Here is a 19,431-nt window from a genome sequence, read left to right as displayed (position 1 = left end):
TAGTTTATTATCGTCAGCAATATTAAGCACGCAGCTTAAACAATATTAAGTCAGTATTTGTTCATAAATTAATGTCTTTTTAATCGCAAATTTATGAACAAATATAAATCCAAGGGCTTGAGTTTGAGCAAAAATGCACAAAAAAAGTGGCGACAGCCTTAACAAAGACTGTCGCCAAGATCAGACAACCGACACAACCGACGGGGTCATGCCGCAAACAATAGAAAATCATAGATTAGAAAGGTGCACTTAATAAGTACAGTTATATTATAACTTAAAATTACTCATTTGTCAATAGCAAAATAAAAAAAGATCAGCAACCGCCATGCTGATCCTTTTGTTATATTCGCTAATAAAACACCTATATTCTCTTTACAGAGTCCTTTATAACAAGGTCGCCCTCGATAGTTCTTATCCTCGGCTTGCCGTCAGGTTCTTCCATTCTGTCCATAAGTGTCATTACCGCAAGGTCTGCCATATAATCTGCATCAACGTTTATAGTCGTGATAGTCGGGTCTGAAACGTCGGAGATCAGATAGTTATCATATCCCACAATGGAAATATCCTCAGGCACGTTATATCCCATGCCACGGAGCTGTCTTATCGCACGGTAAGCCGCCTCGTCGCAGTTGCACACGAAAGCCGTTGGCATATCGTCCTCAGGGAAAGTCATAGTGATAAAATCACGCTTGTCACGATCGTCGATACGCCACTTTTCGTTGACCTCATAGCCATGCTCTATCATAGCCTTTACATAGCCCATATATCTGTCAAAAATACTCGTTGTGGCAAATTTATTTCCTATGTATCCTATCTTCTTGTGACCCATTTTTATAAGATATGAAGTAAGCTTGTAGCCGCCGCTGTAGCCATTTGTCACAACAGCGTCCAAGTCTAAGGACGGCACATAGTAATCAAGCAGTACAAGATCTTTCACATTGTCATTAAGAAGCTTTGCATAATCCTTGGAAAGCTGTCCCAGTGAAATAAGCGCTGAAACCTGCTTGTCCTCGATACAATGCGGGAGCATGAGCCTGTCCTCGTCCTCCTGATCCAGATTTTCCATTATGCAGTACATATTTTCTTTTTTGAGCCTTGTTACAAGAGCGTTATACAACGCCCAATAAAAAGAACCGTTAGGATTGATGAATTTTGATGGGATAAGCACACCGATAGTATTGCCTCTCCTGTTCTGAGTGCTTTTCACGCCCACATAACCCATTTCGTCAGCGACCTGCTTTATCTTCTCTCTGAGAGCGTCGCTGACTCCGCTTTTTCCTGCAAGGGCTTTTGACACAGTGACATTACTTGTGTCACAGGCTTTGGCTATATCTATAAGTGTAACTGCTTTCTTCAAAATTCTCACCGCTTTTTCTACTTAATGAACGCCTTAAAATAAACTCTGATAACATTCTCATTCAATTATATCATTTTATGACATAAAGTCAATAGAATATCGCAAAATCTCACATTTAAACAAAAACGCAGATCAAAATCAGTTGATAATGCTCTCGACAGGGGCGTTATCCCTCTCTCTTTGCAGTCTTTTCCGCTCAATGAGTTTTCTTATTATAGTGCAGATGAGCAGAGCCGCTGATATGACAGCAACACCTATTATAGGATAAAATCTCCACATATATTCCTTATCCATATTCTGCAAAGACTGATCTACAGCCGAATTGCTCAGCTTGTCCTGTATCCTTTTTATAAGATATCCGCCCGCTTTAAGAAACGATATCATGCCCCCAAGGCTAAGTATAAAGGAAACGATATATTTTTTGAAAAACGCAAACAATATTCCTGCAAACATGACAACAACGCCTGCCGCCATTGCCCACAGCACCCACTTTGGCGGAACGGGCTCTATATACTTGCCCATGATGCCCACGATAGTTACACCGCCGTAGAAAAATCCCGAATACGCAAACGGCACTATCATAAGAAGCTTCAAAATAAGATAATAAACAGGCTCACCGTTTGGTTTTGTGCGTTTCGCCTTTTTCATCATCTTTTTCGCCGAGCGGCTCTGCCTTTCTCTGGCTTCCTCACGCTCTCTCTGTTCTTCAAGCTCCGCTTCTTTCCTGAGCCTGTCCTGCTTTTCTTTCTGTGCTTTAAGTCTGTCTTTTTTTGACATAATGTACCTCTTTTATGTATTAAAATATTATCGTATCATAGTGTTCTCATCAGATATTTTATTATATCATAGTATGCCACGAAATTCAACACATACAAATGAAATTTTCTTCCTTTGCACTGTTAAGAAGGCAGAATAAAATTGAAAAAGGCTTTCCAAGACAAATAATACTTATGCCGACGGCTGAATTAAATTTCTAGACAGGTCAACAATAAAAGCGAAAAGAAAAACAGAAAGGAACGTGAAAAAAATGTCGTCATTTTTCAAAAAAACAGCCTGCGTCACAGGGATAATACTGCTGGGGCTGTTTGGTCTTATAGGATTTTATTCCACAACGCTCCCCGATTTCTACCTTGTTTCAAAGGGCAGCGAGCTTAGCGTGAACTCCTTTTTCACCATATCCTCAAAGCCCTGCGAAAGCAAGGTGACAGTGGCGGTGTCAGGCGGTTCGTCAGGAGCGTCACGATACACAAAAAATATGCTCATGCTTTTTGGGGCAGTGCCAGTCAAGGAGGTTGAATCAAAGACAATGGAAAGACCAATGCTTTATCCTTGCGGACAGCCATTCGGCATAAAGCTTCTCACAGAGGGCGTAATGGTAGTCGATCTGCAAAAGGTGGATTCTTCAAGCCCTGCCAAAGATTGCGGTATCAGAGAGGGCGATGTTATAGTATCTATCGACGGAGAAAAAGTCAAAAGCAACGCAGACGTTGCAAAAATAATAAGAAGCTCAAACGGTGAAGCCTGCTCAGTGCGCATAAAGCGTGGAAGCAACGACCTGACCTTCAAGCTATGCCCACGCCTTGAGGACGGAAGCTATAAAGCAGGAATGTGGGTGCGTGACTCCTCCGCAGGCATAGGCACTCTCACATTCTATGACCCTGAAAACGGAACTTTCGGAGGTCTTGGTCACCCCGTATGCGACGCAGACACAAAAGAACCCCTCCCCCTCTCCGCAGGCACAGTTGGCGAAATAAACCTCACAGGCTTCAACAAGTCACGCTCAGGCTGTCCGGGACAGCTTTTAGGCGAGTTTGCAAACTCCGCCTCCACAGGTGATATCCTGAAAAACTGCGAAAGCGGCGTGTTCGGCACACTGAACGCAAATCCTTGCCCAAATGCAAAAGAGTTTCCTCTCGGCTTCCGTCAGGAGATACACCCCGGCAAAGCCAAAATACTCTCCTCTATTGACAATGACGGGCCAAAAGAATATGAGATATCTATCGAGCAGATAAATCTCTCAGATTCTGCCGAGCATGACCTTGTTATCAAAATAACTGACAAGACGCTTCTTGAAAAAACAGGGGGCATTTTGCAGGGCATGAGCGGCTCGCCTATCATTCAGGACGGAAGACTCGTGGGCGCAGTGACCCATGTTTTTATCGAGGACACCGCCAAAGGCTACGGTATCTTCGCTGACGAAATGTATTCAAAGACCTCAGAGCTTGCCGAAAGCACCATAGAAAACGCAGGTTAGCGACCTTTGCCGACCGCTGTCGATTTATGAAAAGGCTTTGCATAGAGAAAAATATCATCTACAGTCGAACAATGCTTAATTATCTTGTTTTGGCATATTCACGCACTGATATTTGTACACTTTGCATTAATAAGTCGATAATTTGTTGACGATTTTTCTAAAAAACTATTGCATTTAACAAATAAATGTGTTATCATTTATCTTGTGAAAGGGAGTTAAAACAAACGCTCTCAAACAAAAATGACAGATTATACGACGGAGGAAATGACAATGACAAACAAGATCAAAATTCTTATTGGCGACGATTCGGCACAGTACGGGGTAGCATGTGCTTCCTCACTGAGAGCAATGGGCTTTTTCGTGATAACACGTCCCAAGGACGGACTTACTATCTATGACGCTATCAAAAACGAACAGCCGGACGTTGTTATCGCAGACGCAGTGATGCCGAGCCTTGACGCAATCGAGCTTATCAGAAAGATACAGAACTCGTCCTATCAGAAACCGCTTTTTATAATCACAAGCGCCTATGAGAACTCATTTATAGAAACACAGGTCATGAACGCGGGAGCATCATATTTCATGCTCAAACCATTCGACATAAAGATACTTGGCGAGAGGATAAAGTCCATGCTGGATATCGACACCGATATATCCTCCGACTCAAGCTATACGAAAAACAAGCAGAGCATAAACCTTGAGATAATCGTCACAGACATAATCCATCAGATAGGCGTCCCTGCCCACATCAAGGGCTATCACTATCTCAGGGAAGCTATCATACAGTCCGTGAACGATAAGGAAATGCTTGAAAGCGTTACAAAGCTATTATATCCTGCAGTGGCAAAAAAATTCGCAACTACGCCCTCCAGAGTGGAAAGAGCCATACGCCATGCCATTGAGATAGCATGGGACAGAGGAGATATCGACACCCTCAACAGCTTCTTCGGCTACACAATAAACACAGGCAAGGGCAAGCCCACAAACAGCGAATTTATCGCACTTATCGCAGACAAAATAAGCCTTAAATTCAAGACCACCATGGCGGTCTAGGGGTCATAAGTCATATATGCAAAAAGAGCAGAACGCATTTTCACGTTCTGCTCTTTTGTTACTTGTTGATAAATGTAGGGGCGAACAGTGTTCGTCCGTCTTTGTTCGCCTGCTAAATTTGCAATAAGACAAACTTTTTCGCTTTGGGTGTGACGTTGCATTTCCGAACACAGGCGACCTCAGGTCGCCTCTACACACAAAATACAAAAAAAGAGGGCGAAAATGATCCGCCCTCTGCATTTTCATATTATCACAGCTTTATCTCTTCGCTGTTCTTTTCGTCCTTGCTGTTGTCATGCTCTATCCTGTCACGGTGAGTTTCAAGAGGAGCCGAATCCTTTACGCCCTCAGTGGCTTCTGGTATAAAGCAGGTCTTTACCGTCATAAAGAATATTCTAAGATCAAGCATAAGCGACTGATGCTCTATGTACATAAGGTCAAGCTTCAGCTTGTCATAAGGCGTAGTGTTATACTTTCCCATTACCTGCGCATAGCCCGTAAGTCCAGCCTTGACTTTCAGCCTGTATTTGAACTCAGGCATTGTTTTTTCATACTTCTGCGCGATCTCAGGTCGCTCAGGTCTAGGCCCTACAAACGACATATCGCCCTTTAGTATGTTTATAAGCTGCGGAAGCTCGTCTATCCTTACTTTTCTTATAAACTTTCCTATAGGAGTGATACGGCTGTCATTTTTCTTTGCAAGGGTCGCACCGCTTTTCTTTTCAGCGTCAACTATCATGCTTCTGAACTTGTATACCTTGAACACCCTGCCCCCTGTTGTGAGCCTTTTCTGAGAATAAAGCACAGGACCGCCATCATAAGCCTTTATTGCAATAGCCGTCACTAGCATGAACGGCGAAGCGATAACAAGCGCTGCTGCTGACAACAAAATATCGAGCGTTCTCTTTACCGCACGCTGTTCCCAACGCAAGCCGTCATTTCTCGCCAGCAAAAGGGGCGTATCGAAAAGGTGGAAATCCTCCGCACCCCTTACGATAATATCTGACAGCTTAGGGTTTATATAAGTCCTGATAGAATTTTCAAAAGTAAATTTCAAAAGCTTGTTTCTCAGGTCATTTGGGATATCCGAGATTATAACAGCCTCGTGTTTTAATATCTCACGCTCGATATCCTCAAGGCTCTCCTCACAGCTTATAGAAGCGCATATCCTGTATTTGTCATTTCTCACGCTCATTTTTGAAACAAGGTACTTAGCGTTCTTGTTTCCATAAACGATTATCATTCGCCGCGGAGGGTATACCGCCTGATATATCCAAGTGAAAACATAGCTCCACGCAAAGGCTATGGCCACCTGAATTACCGTCATAACAAGTATGGGCGCTATGTTGAGCCTGCCTCGTCCGATAAGAGAAACGAGTATAAATTCTATAAAATTCGCACCCAGCACACCCAGCACCTGCGAGCCGAAAAGCCCCGTGAATTTATCATATCCAAGACGGAAGCCGTTAAAGGTCTTTGCCATGGATATATAGAGCACCGCATAGATAGCCACCATAAGAATGTTACCATTATGCCAGAACGGGTCACGCATCGCCTTGTTGTAAAAGTTGTTCCAAACCGTGTCGAAGCACTTCATAAAGGCACAGATTATAACAAGTGCGCTGAGATAGTTAAGTATCCTTTTGAACTGATCTCTGTTATTCAACAAAAAACCGCCTTTCTCTGCTGTTTTTGTTATCTGCTCAATGAGTAAAGTATAGCATACTTTTCGCCAATAATCAAGCATTACACACAATTTTCACCGACTGCCACCTTTTTCAGCCTGATTTTTCAAGATAATACCTGTATCTTCATTCGATATAGTTTTAAACTATGACAGACCATAGAATAAAAATTATTGATTTACTAGGAATTTTGTGTTATAATATACTTTGCAGAAAAATAAAAAATATATTTTTATATAGATAACAGAAAAGAGGAAAATAAATGAAGACCTGCGAGCTTTTCAAGAAAAAGACAACATTATCCTTTGAGGTATTCCCACCAAAGAGTTCAACGCCTGTTGAGAGCATATACAGCACCATATCACAGCTCCAGCCACTTAATCCTGATTTTATCAGCGTAACATACGGAGCAGGCGGAAGCACGAACAATGCGACTATCGACATATGCTCGGCTATAAAAAATCACCACAAGATAGAGTCGGTGGCACATCTTCCATGCCTTTATCAGACAAAGGAACGAGTATTAGAGCAGCTTGAAGAGATGAAGTCTGCGAATATTGAGAACATACTTGCTTTGAGAGGTGACAGAAACCCTGATTTTGAGCCGGCAGGTGATTTTCACTACGCTTCCGACCTTGTATCTTTCATAAAAGAGCACAGCGACATGAACGTAATAGGCGCATGCTATCCTGAATGTCACCCGGAGTGCGACAGCATAGTAGATGATATAAAGCACCTGAAGGATAAAGTAGACGCAGGCTGTTCACAGCTTATCACCCAGCTTTTCTTTGACAACAGCACATTTTACGATTTCAGAGAAAAAACAGCCATAGCAGGGATAAACGTGCCTATCGAAGCAGGAATAATGCCTGTGACCAACAAAAAGCAGATACTTAGAATGACAACTCTTTGTCATGCGACCCTGCCGAAGAAGTTTCTAAAGATAATGGACAAATACGAGAACGACCCAATAGCAATGAGAGATGCAGGCATAGCCTATGCGGTATCGCAGATAGTAGATCTCATCGCCAATGATGTAGACGGCATACACCTTTACACCATGAACAATCCATATATAGCAGAGAAGATATGTGAAGCGGTGAAGTCGCTTTTCTGATTTACACAAACGCAAGCAGGCGGAGAATTGATCTCCGCCTGCTTTTTTTGTTTTCCGCACAGACCAACTGTAGGGGCGAACAGTGTTCGCCCGTTTCATTTTTTTCACGATCCTACTGATTATTACATTGTATAAACATTGCACCCAAATGTAGGGGACGGCGCCCCCGACATCGAAGCGTTAAGGTTTGATTTATCATAAAGCTGTGTAGGCAAACAAAAGCGGGTCAGAGCTTTACACTCCGACACCGCTTTATTATAGCTTATTATTCATATCTCAAAGCGTCGATAGGATTGAGCTTCGCCGCCTTTATAGACGGAATAAGTCCAAATACTATTCCAACTACCATTGAAAATACCACCGACACTACTATTGACGCCGAGGATATCGCCACAGGCACCTCCGCTACCTTCGCTATTACCTGCGAAAGTCCTATGCCCGTCAGCACGCCGATCATTCCGCCTATGCTCGTAAGCACTGCCGCTTCTGTCAAAAACTGTGCAAGAATTCTCTTTTTCCTTGCTCCAAGTGCTTTTTTCAGTCCTATCTCTCTCGTTCTCTCTGTTACCGACACGAGCATAATGTTCATTACGCCTATACCGCCTACCAGCAGTGAGATGCTAGCTATCCATATAAGCATCTTATTAGTGGATGAACTCAGATCCTGCAATGACTTCGCCTGCTCCAGCAGGCTATCGCTCTTGTATTCCACAGAAGCGCTGGTTTCCTCACTTCCGCCCTTTACAGCCGAAACGTTCTCGTTAAGAATATCCGCCGACTTTTTGCCAGCATTCGTCATCGAGTCCGTGTCCACAGCCTTTACGATACAGTTTTCTGGTTCGTCATAGCGGAAAACTATCCCCCAATCGTTTGTGGGGATAAAGATAAGTCCGCTTGATGTCTGATTGTATGTGTAGTAGTCCTCCACTGAGCTTATAACAGGCTCAAAGTTTGAATTTTTCACAGCCACGCCTATTACAGTGAACGGCTCGCCACTTATGTCTATTACCTTTCCCACAGGGCTTTCACCCTGGAAAAGACCCTCTGCAAGCGTCTTGTCTACCACTGCCACCTTGTCAAATTTGGTAAAGTTTCTCTCCGCAAAGCCCTTTCCCTCAACTATCTCGTATCCAACAGTGTCAAAATAATCCTTGTCTACTCCGTATATAGTTGACGAATCCATTTTGTTGTTAAGATAAAACAGATTGTCAGGATTGTTTCTTGTGCGGTAAAAAGTGCTTGACTCCACCTCTTTAAGCTCGTTGATACGTTTTTTAGTGTCCGATGTGAACATTGCCACATTAGACGGTGGCGCTTCATAAGAAAAGTCGCAAACAGTGTCGCCATTTGAAAGCTGGATCTTCACAGTGTTGTTTCCTGCACCGATAAGATTGTTCTTTATCTGCTCATTTGTACCCTTGATAGTGGAAACTATAGCAATGATAGCCGCAATACCGATAATGATACCAAGCATAGTAAGAAACGAGCGTATCTTATGTGAAAGTATACCCTTGAATGAAAGTCTGATATTTTCTATCATATTATCCGCCCCCTTTTAATACTCAGGATAAAGGACTTTGTCGGTCTCCTTTGTCCTTACGCCCTCTTTGACGTCCTTGCCGTATGGGAAGCATATCTTGTCTTTCATAGAAAGTCCGCCCTTGACCTCAATATTAGTGCCATACATTATCTTGCCTGTTTTTATGTAGCTTTTCACAAGTCTGCCGTCCTTGTTGGCTTTCATTATGTAGTAGTTTCCGTTTTCCTGCCTTACATAATGTATAGGCAGATAAACGCTGTCACTGGTCGTGGTGTCATTCACAAATGAAACGCCTACCCAGTCGCCCACGTTGAAATCCGTGCTGTCGCTGAGCTTAGCTTCTACAGTGTAGGTGGAGCTGTTAGGATTGTCACCCCAGTTGTTTGCCGAGTATGACGTAGGCTCGCTGCTTATCTTTGTTATCTCAGCGTCAATGCTCATTCCCGTGTTGTATGAGTTCACCATAACAGTGTTTCCCACAGCCGCTCTGTCAAGATTAAGCTCGCCCACACTAAAAGTAACGGAAACTCCGCCCTCGCCCTCGATTATAGCGAAAGCGTCATCATCTGAGCTGCCACCGCTGTAGTCCATGCTGCTGTCCATAATGTCCACATCGTCCTTGCCGTCAACATCGTCCGAATTATCGCCCTCTGCGGCAGCGTCGCCTACAGTGCCTATCTTTTTAACGACTCCGTCGATATTAGCCACTACCTTGCCGTCTGTCTTTTTCTTCAAAGCGTCATTGTAGTCAAGCTTTGCAGACTTAAGGTCAAGCTTTAAGCTCTTTATTTCGTCCTCTTTTTCTGATATCATTTTCTTTATCTCTGCACGGCTGTACATATAGTCCTCAGAGCCTGAATTTGTATCGCCCGTCTGTGACGGGTCAGCAGGAGTGACATCTATGCCGGCGTCATTATCATCAAGATCACCGTCACCAGGTATATCCGCATCACCGCCATTGTCGGTATCATCAGTATCATCGCTATCGTCAGCACTGTCATCACTGCTGTCTGAGCCTGCAGGCACAACGATAGAGAACTTGCCGAACTGCTCCACAGAAGTGTCAAGAGAAAGCGTACCGCTTTCCTTGTCCTCAGTTATCCCCTGTGAAACTGTCCAGTCTGCAAGAGCCTTTTTGCCCATTGTTTCACGGTTGACTATCCACTTGTATATAAAGTTTGAGTTATCATCATAAACGCAAAGCTCCGCATAAGCCCCCGTTGTCTTTATCCTTTCAAGAAACGCTTTGGATACCTTGGTGTTCCTGTTGCAGTTTATAATATAAGGATCGTCCTTTGTGCCTGCATTTTTCGTCTGGAAAACAGCCTTTACAACGTCCACAGTTTCCACAGGCTCAGGAGTTGGCTCAGGATCTGGAGTCGGCTCTGGTTCCGGTTCCGGCTCTGGGTCTGGCTCAGGCTCTGGATCGTCAGGCTCTTGCGGTGCGTCCTCAGAAGGCTTTAAAAGCTTGTATTTAGCAAGCTCCTTTTCAGCCATTTTGATGTTCTGCTCGCAGACCTTTACCTGATTTTCTTTCTGTGAAAGCTCCAGCTCAACCACCGTCATGTCATATTCAAGTATAGTGTCACCCTTTTTAACAGTGTCGCCCTTTTTCACAAACACCTTTTTAACAAGCTTCTCGTTGTCAAGAGTAACTCTCTGAGTATTGGCAGAAACTATCTGCCCGTCCATGTTTGCCGAGTTGTCCCACTCGTACATATCCGCAGTTTCCGCCATAAGGTCAACAGGAACTACCGCCACAACAGTTTTCTTGTCCTGATTTTTCTTATATTTCATTGCTCCCGCATATCCGCCTCCGCCGAGGATAGCTATGCACAGGAGCGTTATTATTACCTTTTTCATTCCTGCTCACCTGCCTTTTCTCCATGAAGCTCGCCGTCACGGATATACATTATCCTCTTTGCACATCTTGCAATGTCAGGCTCGTGTGTTATCATAACGATAGTAACACCATCGTCATTAAGCTCCTTGAAAAGCTCCATTACCTGATCGCCCGACTTTGTGTCAAGAGCGCCTGTGGGTTCGTCTGCAAGAAGAAGCTTTGGATTGTTGACTATCGCCCTTGCAATAGCCACCCTCTGCTTCTGACCGCCTGAAAGCTGAGTAGGCTTGAACATCATTCTCTGTGCAAGCCCCACCTTTTCAAGAGCCGCCTTTGCTCTCTGACGTCTTTCTCTTTTGCCTACCCCCGCATAAAGCAGCGGAAGCTCCACATTTTCAAGTGCTGATTGTCTAGGGAGCAGATTAAAGTTCTGAAACACAAAACCTATCTTCTTGTTTCTTATCTCCGAAAGCTTCCTATCCTTTGCCTGCATAATGTCACAGCCGTCAAAAACAAAGCTTCCCTTTGTCTGCTTGTCAAGACAGCCTATAATGTTCATGAGCGTAGACTTTCCCGAACCTGACGGACCCATTATCGCCACATATTCCCCCTCTGAGACATCAAGGGAAATATCCTTAAGCACAGGCACAGCTTCCTTGCCCTGCAAATAATCCTTGTAGATATTTTTCAGTTCAAATACCATTGCAAGCCCTCCTTATTCAGCGAAAGCTGCGTCAGCATCAGCAGCGTCGGCATTCTCACCGTCTGCATTTTCTGCATTTTCCTCTTCACCGTAAAGCTTGTTGAAGTATTCTTCTATCTCCTCGTCCGTCATGCTTGCAAGCATATCCTCGTCTATAGCCATGCCGTCCTCATCACTTCCGTCAAAAGCGATGTCCTCGTCACCGCCCTCGTTATCAGCGTCACTGTCCGTGTTGTCGTTCGGGTCAAGGTCATTAGGCGGAACAGACACATCAGCCTCATTTGTGGTAGCCGTCATGCCCTCCTCGATAGACTTGTCAGGGTATGCGATATAATCGCCCTTTTCAAGACCTGACTTTATCTCGCAGTCACCGTTATCCTCGTCCTTCTGACCTATCTCAACATATCTCTTTTCTATCTTTCCGTCCTCGTTCTTAGCCCAAACGTAGTTCTTCTTGCCGTCCTTGCAGATAAAGTCGGAATAGAGCCAAATTCCTGTTTTGTTTACAGAAGTGTCCTGACCGTTGTCTATCTCAATAAGAACGTGCTGACCGAGCATAAGTCCGTCAAAGCTCTCAGGCTTAACATAGAAAGCGTAGTTTGAAGACTGGCTCATCTCATCGCTTGAACCGTAGCTGTACATATCTTCACCAGAATTTTTCTGCGGACTTGTGTCAACAGAAGTTATCTCGCCCTTCCAAGTGGAATCATCAAGCCTTGACTTTACGATAACAGAAGCTCCCTGCATGATATCTTTGCTGTTCTGCTCATTGAATCTGCCCTTTATTCTGTAGTCGCCCTCTTCTGTTATCTGCATTATAACGTCGCCGCCGTCCTCCTGAAGCTTGTCCACCGTCTTGACGTTCTTTACAGTTCCGTCGATAGAAGCGGTGACGTATGCGTTCTTTGTGGAAGCCTCCAGCTTTTTGATCTCAACGTTTTTAGCCTTTATATCATATTCGTTCTTGGCATTGTCACTCTGCAAAGAAAGGATCTGGGTCGTGTATGACACAGCAGCGTCCTGATCGGCGTTTTTCTTTTCCTTTTCAAGCTCAGCTATCTGATTCTTGTTTGAAGCTATCTCGTTCTGAAGCCTCTCCACCTCAAGCTTAGCCTGCTCAAGCTGAAGATTTATAGCCTCAACGTCATATGTAAGAAGCTTGTCACCCTTTTTAACAGAGTCACCGTTCTTAACAAGTATCTCGTCCACCGTCTTTGAGCTGTCATACTTTACGTCCACAGACTCCTGTGCCTCAACAACGCCCAAGAACGAGCGATTAGAAAGCTTGAAGTCCGACGCAGTGTTAAGTGACGATACCTTCTGCACATATACCTTCTGTGAGCTTTTTGAGCCTCCCTTGCCGGTCTTTTTCCATACGAGAAAACCTCCCACACACACTGCGCAAACGATAACAAGCACTATTATAACAGTGCATATCCTTTTTTTCGTGGTCATTGCAATACCTCCGTTTGTGATTTTTCCAAAACAGCATAAAAAATCCGCCTGACAGCAGACGGACGGATAAAACGCCTCACTTTTTCCATAAGGGTATAGCATGAGCGTATTATTCTTTGTTATCTTGCTGTCCTGTTGTCTTTTGTTCTTATCTTTTTTATGTATACATTATACCATAAAAAGAGTATAAGTCAATAAATAAAGCCGTTGTTTTAAGAAACTCATAAGAATTTCCCTCATCTATAAAGACGTGCAATAACAAATAAAGTTGCAAACAAAAAAATTTCCGCACACTATTTGCCACTACATACAAACAGCATATTTACATTGCTTGTAGGGGACGGCGCCCTCGACGTCCCGCTTGTTTGACATTCTTGGCGAAACAGTGTTCGTCCGTTTCTGCTGTTTATTACATCTACCACCAACAACAAAAAAAGGGCAGCCCACGCCGCCCTAATATGTATTATTTTTTCTTAGCCATAAGCCCTATCATTATAAGCACTACCACCGCACCGCCGCCGATACAGCCGAAAAGCACCCAATCGGTCTCCGTGTTCTGGGTGGAGTTTTTCTGCGCCTTGATGACCCCCTGCTCCGCCATAGCCTCCGCCGCAGAGCTTTCCGTCACAATGGAGCTGTCCTCCACCTGAGGGCTGTCCGCATACACCGCCCACGGTATTATCATCATAAGCGACATCACAGTCGCCCCAAGCCCCGACAAAAGCTTTCTCGTCCTCATATAAAAAGACCTCCTCCGATACGCCTTTTATCAACAGCAAAGCTTTATCACAGAGCTGCTTAAAGTTTTCCTCATTCAATTATACACATTTTCCAATAAAATTACAAGCAGAATTTTGTACAAATCATACATTAGTTTACACAACAATATACACAACACCTCACGAATTACAAATAAATCGCTGTAAATTTTGATTTATCAGTTTATTAATTGTGTATTGTCACAAAAATATATAGCAAAATTCATCAAAAATAGCATTGAAATCCTTGCCCATATGTGATATAATAACGAATAGCAACATACTGTTCACACTTTACTTGTAAGGAGGTCTTTATTTTGGAAGAACGTATGCAAATTATACAGGCAGCAGGCAACAGCAAGATACAGATAGGCGTTATACCGGGTCACTATGCAACTAACCACTCGCATATCAATTATTATGTAGATATAACATCTCTTAAAACTGGTTATAAAATGGCAAAGGAAGCCGCAAAGGCATTGGCAGCCACCTATGTTTCAACACATATCGACACTATCATATGCCTTGAAGGCACAGAGATCATCGGTGCCTTTCTCGCTGAAAGCCTTGGCGAAAGCGGCATAAACAGCGGTGCAGACGTAAATGTAGTAACACCTGAGCTAAACGCTGTTAATCAGATGATATTCAGAGATAACACTCAGAAGAAGATATGGGGCAAGCAGGTGCTTCTGCTTATCGCTTCCGTTTCAACTGGAAAGAGCATAAACAGAGCTATCGACTGCCTGAAATACTATAACGGCAATCTTGTGGGAATAGCTTCCATATTCTCCGCTATCAAAGAGAACAACGGCACTGCTATCCACGCCCTTTTCACAGAAAAGGATCTGCCTGATTACATGACATATACATCATCAGAATGCCCAATGTGCAAATCAGGACAGAAGGTCGACGCTTTGGTAAACAGCTTCGGCTATTCAAAGATATAGCTTGTAACTTCATTCTCCATAAAAATAACGTTAAAGGGACGGAATTTGACTTCCGCCCCTTTTTCTTTTGCCAAAATGCGTAGAGACGACCTGATGTCGTCCACTTTGCTTATCACGCTTTTATGCCAATAAATTATCCAAACAAATGTGAAAACTTCTTTTTAAGCCCAGCCTTGTCAAAACCAAGACCAAGCACTATATAAAGTATCGAGCTTGCAAGCACCTGTATGCAGTAAGCAGGAGTCTGACCGAAAGCCGAGATTATTGCGCTCTTTGAAAAACCGCCTGCCATAAAAATTCCCTCATAAAGACTGTAGCATACCACGCATATAACAAGTGCAGGGATAATTCCAAGAAGATTTCTCACGCAGATTATTTTCTCTGTCTTTCTTGAAAAGCAAAGAGCAGTTATAGCCTTTATAACGATAGTTCCCGGAAGCCATACCACAAATCCCGAAAGTCCGTCTGCAAGACCTGCTCCGATAGCGCCTGCCGCCATTGCATAAGGTGTAGGAAGCATTGAAGCCGCAAGATAAATAAGTCCGTCACCTGCGTGTGTGTAGCCTGCACCCGTAGGAATGTGAAGCCATGCCGTAAGAACATATATCATTGCCGCAAAAAGACCTGTCACACAAATAAGCTGAATATGCTTTGTTGAATTTTTTACCTGAACTGTTGTACTCATTATTATCACTCCAATTTAATTTCTATCCTTATTTTATACCTCCAGACTATGATTTGCAAATGCCTCAGTTTCGCACTTTTTCCACCGCAGATTGTATCTTTTGCACAATCCAAAAGTCCTATCCGAACATCACATTTGTGCATCAAAGCAATACCATATCCCACAATAATTTTACAAGAACATGACAAAATCAATCATGCACAAAACCAAGCTGTCATATAGGCTTTCTTTTGTGCTATAGGTAGAAGATAAAAAGGCGTAAAAAAAGAGCGGTCATAAACAAGACCACTCCATTCTGCAAACAGACAGCTTAAAATCGCACAAAAAACGCATAAAAAAACGGGCGAGCAAAGCCCGCCCCTACAAAATATCAAATAACGTAATCATCTATCCTTGCATTTTCCTGATTTACAAGGTCCTGCAAGGTAATGCCGTCAACAACACCATTTATAGCACCGTAAAGCTTTTTCCATACCGTCAGCGTTGCACAGCTATCCTGACGTGGACAGGTATTTTCTTCCCCCTCCAGACAAGCCACAGGAGCAAGACTTCCCTCTGTGAGCCTAAGTATCATTCCTACAGTGTATTCCTCAGGCGTTTTTGCCAGCTTGTATCCGCCTCCTGCACCACGAACGCTCTTTACAAAGCCCGCTCTTGCAAGAATGGATATTATCTGTTCAAGATACTTGTCGCTGATGTCTTGTCTTTCAGCGATCACTTTGATAGGCACATATCCGCTCTGCTCATGTAAAGCAAGGTCAAGCATAAGCCTCAGTGCATATCTTCCCTTTGTGGATATTTTCATCAGCGTCAGATCCTTTCATAAATCCTATAGAAAATCTATGATTAATTATATATCATATTTGTAAAAATGTCAAGCAAAAACCACCGCAAAGGGTGTATTTACAAAAAACTTCTTTTTACCCTCTTTATTTTTCTCAAAAAGTAGTGTATAATACAATTAAGTATACAAGTTCACAGCAAAGAAAATAAAGGGAGGTCAAAAGCTATGAAAAACAAGCTTAAAGTAAATATTTATAACCGTACATACAATCTGCTTTCCGAAGAGTCGCAGGAGTATACCAATAAACTTGCGTTGGTGATAAATTCAAAGATAAAAGGCATGATGAAAGCTATCCCCAGCCTTTCCGTTCAGGACGCCGCAGTGCTGACAGCACTTGATTGTCTTGACGAGCTTAGCAAGGCAAATCAGAATATCGAGAATATCCGCACCCAGATAAAGGACTATGTTGACGACGCAGGCAGAGCAAGAAGTCAGGCTGACGAAGCTCAGAAAGAAATAAGAGAGCTTCAGGCAAAAGTCCATGACCTTGAAGAACAGCTCGAAGCACGCACAGTTGTAAAAAGAGAGCCTGAGGACGAAGTTATAAACGCAAACGAGCTTCTTTCGCAGGAGATAAAGAACGCTATTGAAAGACCTGTCCACCCTAATCAGCCTAACAACGGCAATTTTGTCGGCACAGTGAATTACAGACCCGAGGGAGGAAGCCGTTAATGGCTCACAAAGCTGAGATACTTGCCCCCTGCGGTTCTTTTGAAACTCTCGAAGCCGCCCTTAGAAGCGGCTGTGACGCAGTTTATCTCGGGGGAGAGAAATTCTCCGCCAGACAAAATGCCGCCAATTTCACAGATGAACAGCTAAAAGAAGCCGTAAGGCTCTGTCACCTGCGGGGTGTAAAGGTCTATCAGGCGATAAACACTGTTGTCTTTGACGAACAGCTCGAAGAGTGCAAAAAAGCCGTCAAATTTGCCGCAGAAATTGGCGTTGACGGACTTATCACCCAAGACCTGACCCTTGTGAAAATATGCCGTGAATGTTGCCCCGACCTTGAATATCACGCCTCCACCCAAATGACCATCCACAGCGAAAGCGGTGTGAAAATGGCTAAAAACCTCGGTTTTTCAAGAGCCGTCCTGTCAAGAGAGCTTCCCGAGCATACAATAAAGGACCTCACCGCCCTTGGCATCGAAACAGAGGTCTTTGTCCACGGCGCACTTTGTATGTCCGTGTCAGGTCAGTGCTATATGAGCGCTCTTATAGGCTCACGAAGCGCAAACCGCGGACTTTGCGCACAAGCGTGCAGACTGCCTGCTCAGGGGGATAAGATAACAAAGGGGCAGGAGCGTTACGCCCTCTCTCTGAAAGATATGTCCTATGTTGATAAGCTCCAAAGGCTCGAAAAGGACGGAGTTTCCTCTCTTAAAATAGAGGGCAGAATGAAGCGCCCCGAATATGTTGCGGCGGCAGTGAACTGCTGTAAAAATTCTCTGGAAAACAAGCCTTATGACCTGAAAGCCCTTGAAGCGGTCTTTTCCCGCGGGGGATTTACAGACGGCTATTACAATGGCCGATTAGGCAGAGAAATGTTCGGCACAAGGCAGAAAGATGACGTTTCCGCCACCGCCAAAATTCTTCCCGAGCTTCATGAGCTTTACCGCAGATGTGAAAAGCGCACAAAAGCCTTTTTCACCATAAAGCTTCAGGAGAATTCTCAGGCGGAGCTTTCTCTCCGTGACAGCGAGGGAAACACCGTGACCGTTTACGGCGATATACCGCAAAAAGCCTTAAAAAAGGCCTGCGACAGCGACTATGTAAAAAAACAGCTCTCCAAGCTTGGGGACACCATATATGAGTTCGGAGGGCTTGAAGCCGCCATAGGCAAAGACCTTGCCTATCCAGCTTCCGCACTTAATGACCTAAGACGGCAGGCGGTAGAAAAGCTTGACCAAAAGCGTATAGACTTTTTCACCCATACTGCAGATTTTACCGACAAAGCACTTGCTGATTTCTCCGCCTTGCCAAAAGCCTATGAACACAAAAAGATCCGCATAATGCTCTCAAAGCTCTCTCAGCTTGAGGGTGTTGACCTTGACAAAGCAGAGCTTGTGGGCGTGCCGATAGAGATAGCGTCAGAAGCGGCAAAGATCGTGTCAGACAAAAGCAAGCTTATGATAATAATGCCACGCTTCACATTTGACGAGAAAGCCCTGTGTGAAAAGCTTTCAGCCGCAAAAGAAGCAGGCATAACAAAAATGCTCGCCATGAATATCGGCCACTGCCTTATTGCGAATGACCTTGGCTTTGAGCTTCACGCAGGCTATTCGTTCAATCTCTGCAACTCAGCCGCATTGGACGAGGTAAAAAAACTTGGTGCAAAAGACTGCACAGTGTCCTTTGAACTTAAAGCGTCGCAGATAGAAAAGTTAAAGAAGCCCATTGAGATAGGCTTTGTGGCATACGGCAGACTTCCCCTTATGCTCACAGCAAACTGTCCTATAAGAAACGATATGGGCTGTAAAAACTGCAAGGGCAAGCTTTTTGACCGCACAGGCAGAGAGTTTCCGGTGAGATGTCCAAAGGGCAGAGATTGCGCAGAGATACTAAATTCCGATATTCTGTACCTTGCAGACAAGCTGACGGATTTTGACAATGCCGACTATATGGAGCTTCACTTCTATGAGGAGAACGCCCACAGGATAAACGAAATAATAAAAGCCTACAGTGGCGAAATGAGCGCAAAGCCCGAAAACGCTACCAATGGCCTATACTACAGAGGAGTTTTATAAAATGAGATTATTTATAAAAAAGCTTAAGGAAAATGCAGTTATCCCTGCAAGACAAACAGAATTTAGCGCGGGCTATGACCTTTGTGCCTGCACAGATGCACCTGTAACCATAAAAGCAGGTCAAACCGAGAAAATACACACAGGCATATCAGCCGAAGTTCAGGGTGAGAAAAACTGCGTTCTTCTTATCTATGCAAGAAGCTCACTCGCATCGAAGTTCGGCATTGCCCCTGCAAACTGCGTTGGCGTTGTTGATTGGGACTACAGAGGTGAGATTATCTGCGCTCTCCACAACAGTTCAGACAAGGACTACACCATAAACAGTGGCGACAGGATCGCACAGCTTGTGATAACCCCTGTTTTCACTCCCGAAGTAGAGGAAGTAACAGAGCTTTCCGATACAGAGCGTGGCGCAGGCGGCTTTGGCTCAACAGGCAAATAAGAAT

The 19,431-nt window shown here is 43.9% G+C and carries 17 protein-coding genes; 7 read left to right on the top strand and 10 right to left on the bottom strand.

Annotation, left to right across the window (positions count from 1 at the left end):
- Positions 1 to 361: 361 nt before the first annotated feature.
- Together KQH97_RS05895 and KQH97_RS05890 are read right to left on the bottom strand one after the other, a co-directional pair.
- Positions 362 to 1,357, bottom strand: coding sequence for a LacI family DNA-binding transcriptional regulator (locus KQH97_RS05895; protein ID WP_216553372.1), 996 nt, complete (start codon positions 1,355 to 1,357; stop codon positions 362 to 364).
- A gap of 138 nt (positions 1,358 to 1,495) precedes the next feature.
- On the bottom strand, positions 1,496 to 2,134 hold the full coding sequence (locus tag KQH97_RS05890; protein WP_117877187.1) for a hypothetical protein: 639 nt from the start codon (positions 2,132 to 2,134) through the stop codon (positions 1,496 to 1,498).
- A 250-nt stretch (positions 2,135 to 2,384) separates the two neighbouring features.
- Here KQH97_RS05890 and spoIVB point away from each other — a divergent pair, with 250 nt between their 5' ends.
- The gene (gene spoIVB / locus KQH97_RS05885; protein ID WP_117924112.1) at positions 2,385 to 3,611 is read left to right on the top strand and encodes a SpoIVB peptidase; all 1,227 of its coding nucleotides are present in this window, start codon (positions 2,385 to 2,387) and stop codon (positions 3,609 to 3,611) included.
- 270 nt (positions 3,612 to 3,881) lie between these two features.
- Positions 3,882 to 4,664 carry a sporulation transcription factor Spo0A gene (gene spo0A / locus KQH97_RS05880; RefSeq protein WP_022288684.1) on the top strand — a complete coding sequence of 261 codons (783 nt, stop codon included), beginning with the start codon at positions 3,882 to 3,884 and terminating at the stop codon, positions 4,662 to 4,664.
- A 250-nt stretch (positions 4,665 to 4,914) separates the two neighbouring features.
- Here spo0A and KQH97_RS05875 read toward each other — a convergent pair whose 3' ends face one another.
- Entirely contained in the window at positions 4,915 to 6,330 is a 1,416-nt protein-coding gene (locus KQH97_RS05875; protein ID WP_117877223.1) for a sugar transferase, read from the bottom strand.
- A 281-nt stretch (positions 6,331 to 6,611) separates the two neighbouring features.
- Here KQH97_RS05875 and metF point away from each other — a divergent pair, with 281 nt between their 5' ends.
- Positions 6,612 to 7,466, top strand: a complete 855-nt coding sequence (metF, locus tag KQH97_RS05870) for a methylenetetrahydrofolate reductase [NAD(P)H] (RefSeq protein ID WP_022288686.1) — start codon at positions 6,612 to 6,614, stop codon at positions 7,464 to 7,466.
- Positions 7,467 to 7,731: 265 nt separating this feature from the next.
- Here metF and KQH97_RS05865 read toward each other — a convergent pair whose 3' ends face one another.
- The 5 genes from KQH97_RS05865 to KQH97_RS05845 form a co-directional block, all read right to left on the bottom strand.
- Positions 7,732 to 9,006, bottom strand: coding sequence for an ABC transporter permease (locus tag KQH97_RS05865; protein WP_216553369.1), 1,275 nt, complete (start codon positions 9,004 to 9,006; stop codon positions 7,732 to 7,734).
- Positions 9,007 to 9,021: 15 nt separating this feature from the next.
- Complete coding sequence (locus tag KQH97_RS05860) at positions 9,022 to 10,869, bottom strand: biotin/lipoyl-binding protein (RefSeq protein ID WP_216553366.1); 1,848 nt, start codon at positions 10,867 to 10,869, stop codon at positions 9,022 to 9,024.
- Positions 10,866 to 11,552, bottom strand: a complete 687-nt coding sequence (locus KQH97_RS05855; protein WP_117856805.1) for an ABC transporter ATP-binding protein — start codon at positions 11,550 to 11,552, stop codon at positions 10,866 to 10,868. The genes KQH97_RS05860 and KQH97_RS05855 overlap by 4 nt, the downstream gene beginning before the upstream one ends.
- A 12-nt stretch (positions 11,553 to 11,564) precedes the next feature.
- Positions 11,565 to 13,007, bottom strand: coding sequence for an efflux RND transporter periplasmic adaptor subunit (locus KQH97_RS05850; RefSeq protein WP_216553363.1), 1,443 nt, complete (start codon positions 13,005 to 13,007; stop codon positions 11,565 to 11,567).
- Positions 13,008 to 13,470: 463 nt separating this feature from the next.
- Positions 13,471 to 13,746 carry a hypothetical protein gene (locus KQH97_RS05845; RefSeq protein WP_117863626.1) on the bottom strand — a complete coding sequence of 92 codons (276 nt, stop codon included), beginning with the start codon at positions 13,744 to 13,746 and terminating at the stop codon, positions 13,471 to 13,473.
- A 336-nt stretch (positions 13,747 to 14,082) separates the two neighbouring features.
- Here KQH97_RS05845 and KQH97_RS05840 point away from each other — a divergent pair, with 336 nt between their 5' ends.
- Positions 14,083 to 14,712 (top strand): phosphoribosyltransferase, encoded by a 630-nt coding sequence (locus tag KQH97_RS05840; RefSeq protein WP_253286381.1) that lies wholly within the window; start codon positions 14,083 to 14,085, stop codon positions 14,710 to 14,712.
- Positions 14,713 to 14,845: 133 nt separating this feature from the next.
- Here the strand turns inward: KQH97_RS05840 and KQH97_RS05835 are convergent, their stop codons facing one another.
- Positions 14,846 to 15,397 carry a TIGR04002 family protein gene (locus KQH97_RS05835; protein ID WP_051706220.1) on the bottom strand — a complete coding sequence of 184 codons (552 nt, stop codon included), beginning with the start codon at positions 15,395 to 15,397 and terminating at the stop codon, positions 14,846 to 14,848.
- Positions 15,398 to 15,767: 370 nt separating this feature from the next.
- A complete protein-coding gene (locus KQH97_RS05830) occupies positions 15,768 to 16,202 on the bottom strand; it encodes an Rrf2 family transcriptional regulator (RefSeq protein WP_216553360.1) in 435 nt (144 codons plus the stop codon).
- Between the two features lie 204 nt (positions 16,203 to 16,406).
- Here KQH97_RS05830 and zapA point away from each other — a divergent pair, with 204 nt between their 5' ends.
- From zapA to dut, 3 genes are read left to right on the top strand one after another with little or no spacing between them, the layout of a single operon-like run.
- Entirely contained in the window at positions 16,407 to 16,913 is a 507-nt protein-coding gene (gene zapA / locus KQH97_RS05825) for a cell division protein ZapA (RefSeq protein ID WP_117896572.1), read from the top strand.
- A complete protein-coding gene (locus tag KQH97_RS05820; RefSeq protein ID WP_216553357.1) occupies positions 16,913 to 18,985 on the top strand; it encodes a U32 family peptidase in 2,073 nt (690 codons plus the stop codon). The genes zapA and KQH97_RS05820 overlap by 1 nt, the downstream gene beginning before the upstream one ends.
- Position 18,986: 1 nt before the next feature.
- Positions 18,987 to 19,427, top strand: coding sequence for a dUTP diphosphatase (gene dut / locus KQH97_RS05815; RefSeq protein ID WP_216553354.1), 441 nt, complete (start codon positions 18,987 to 18,989; stop codon positions 19,425 to 19,427).
- Positions 19,428 to 19,431 lie beyond the last annotated feature (4 nt).

The sequence above is a fragment of the Ruminococcus sp. MSJ-25 genome (assembly GCF_018917825.1).
GTDB classification, from domain to species: Bacteria; Bacillota; Clostridia; order Oscillospirales; family Ruminococcaceae; genus Hominimerdicola; species Hominimerdicola aceti.
The sequence above is the reverse complement of the archived record's forward strand: the minus strand, read 5'-3'. Positions and strand labels throughout refer to the sequence as shown.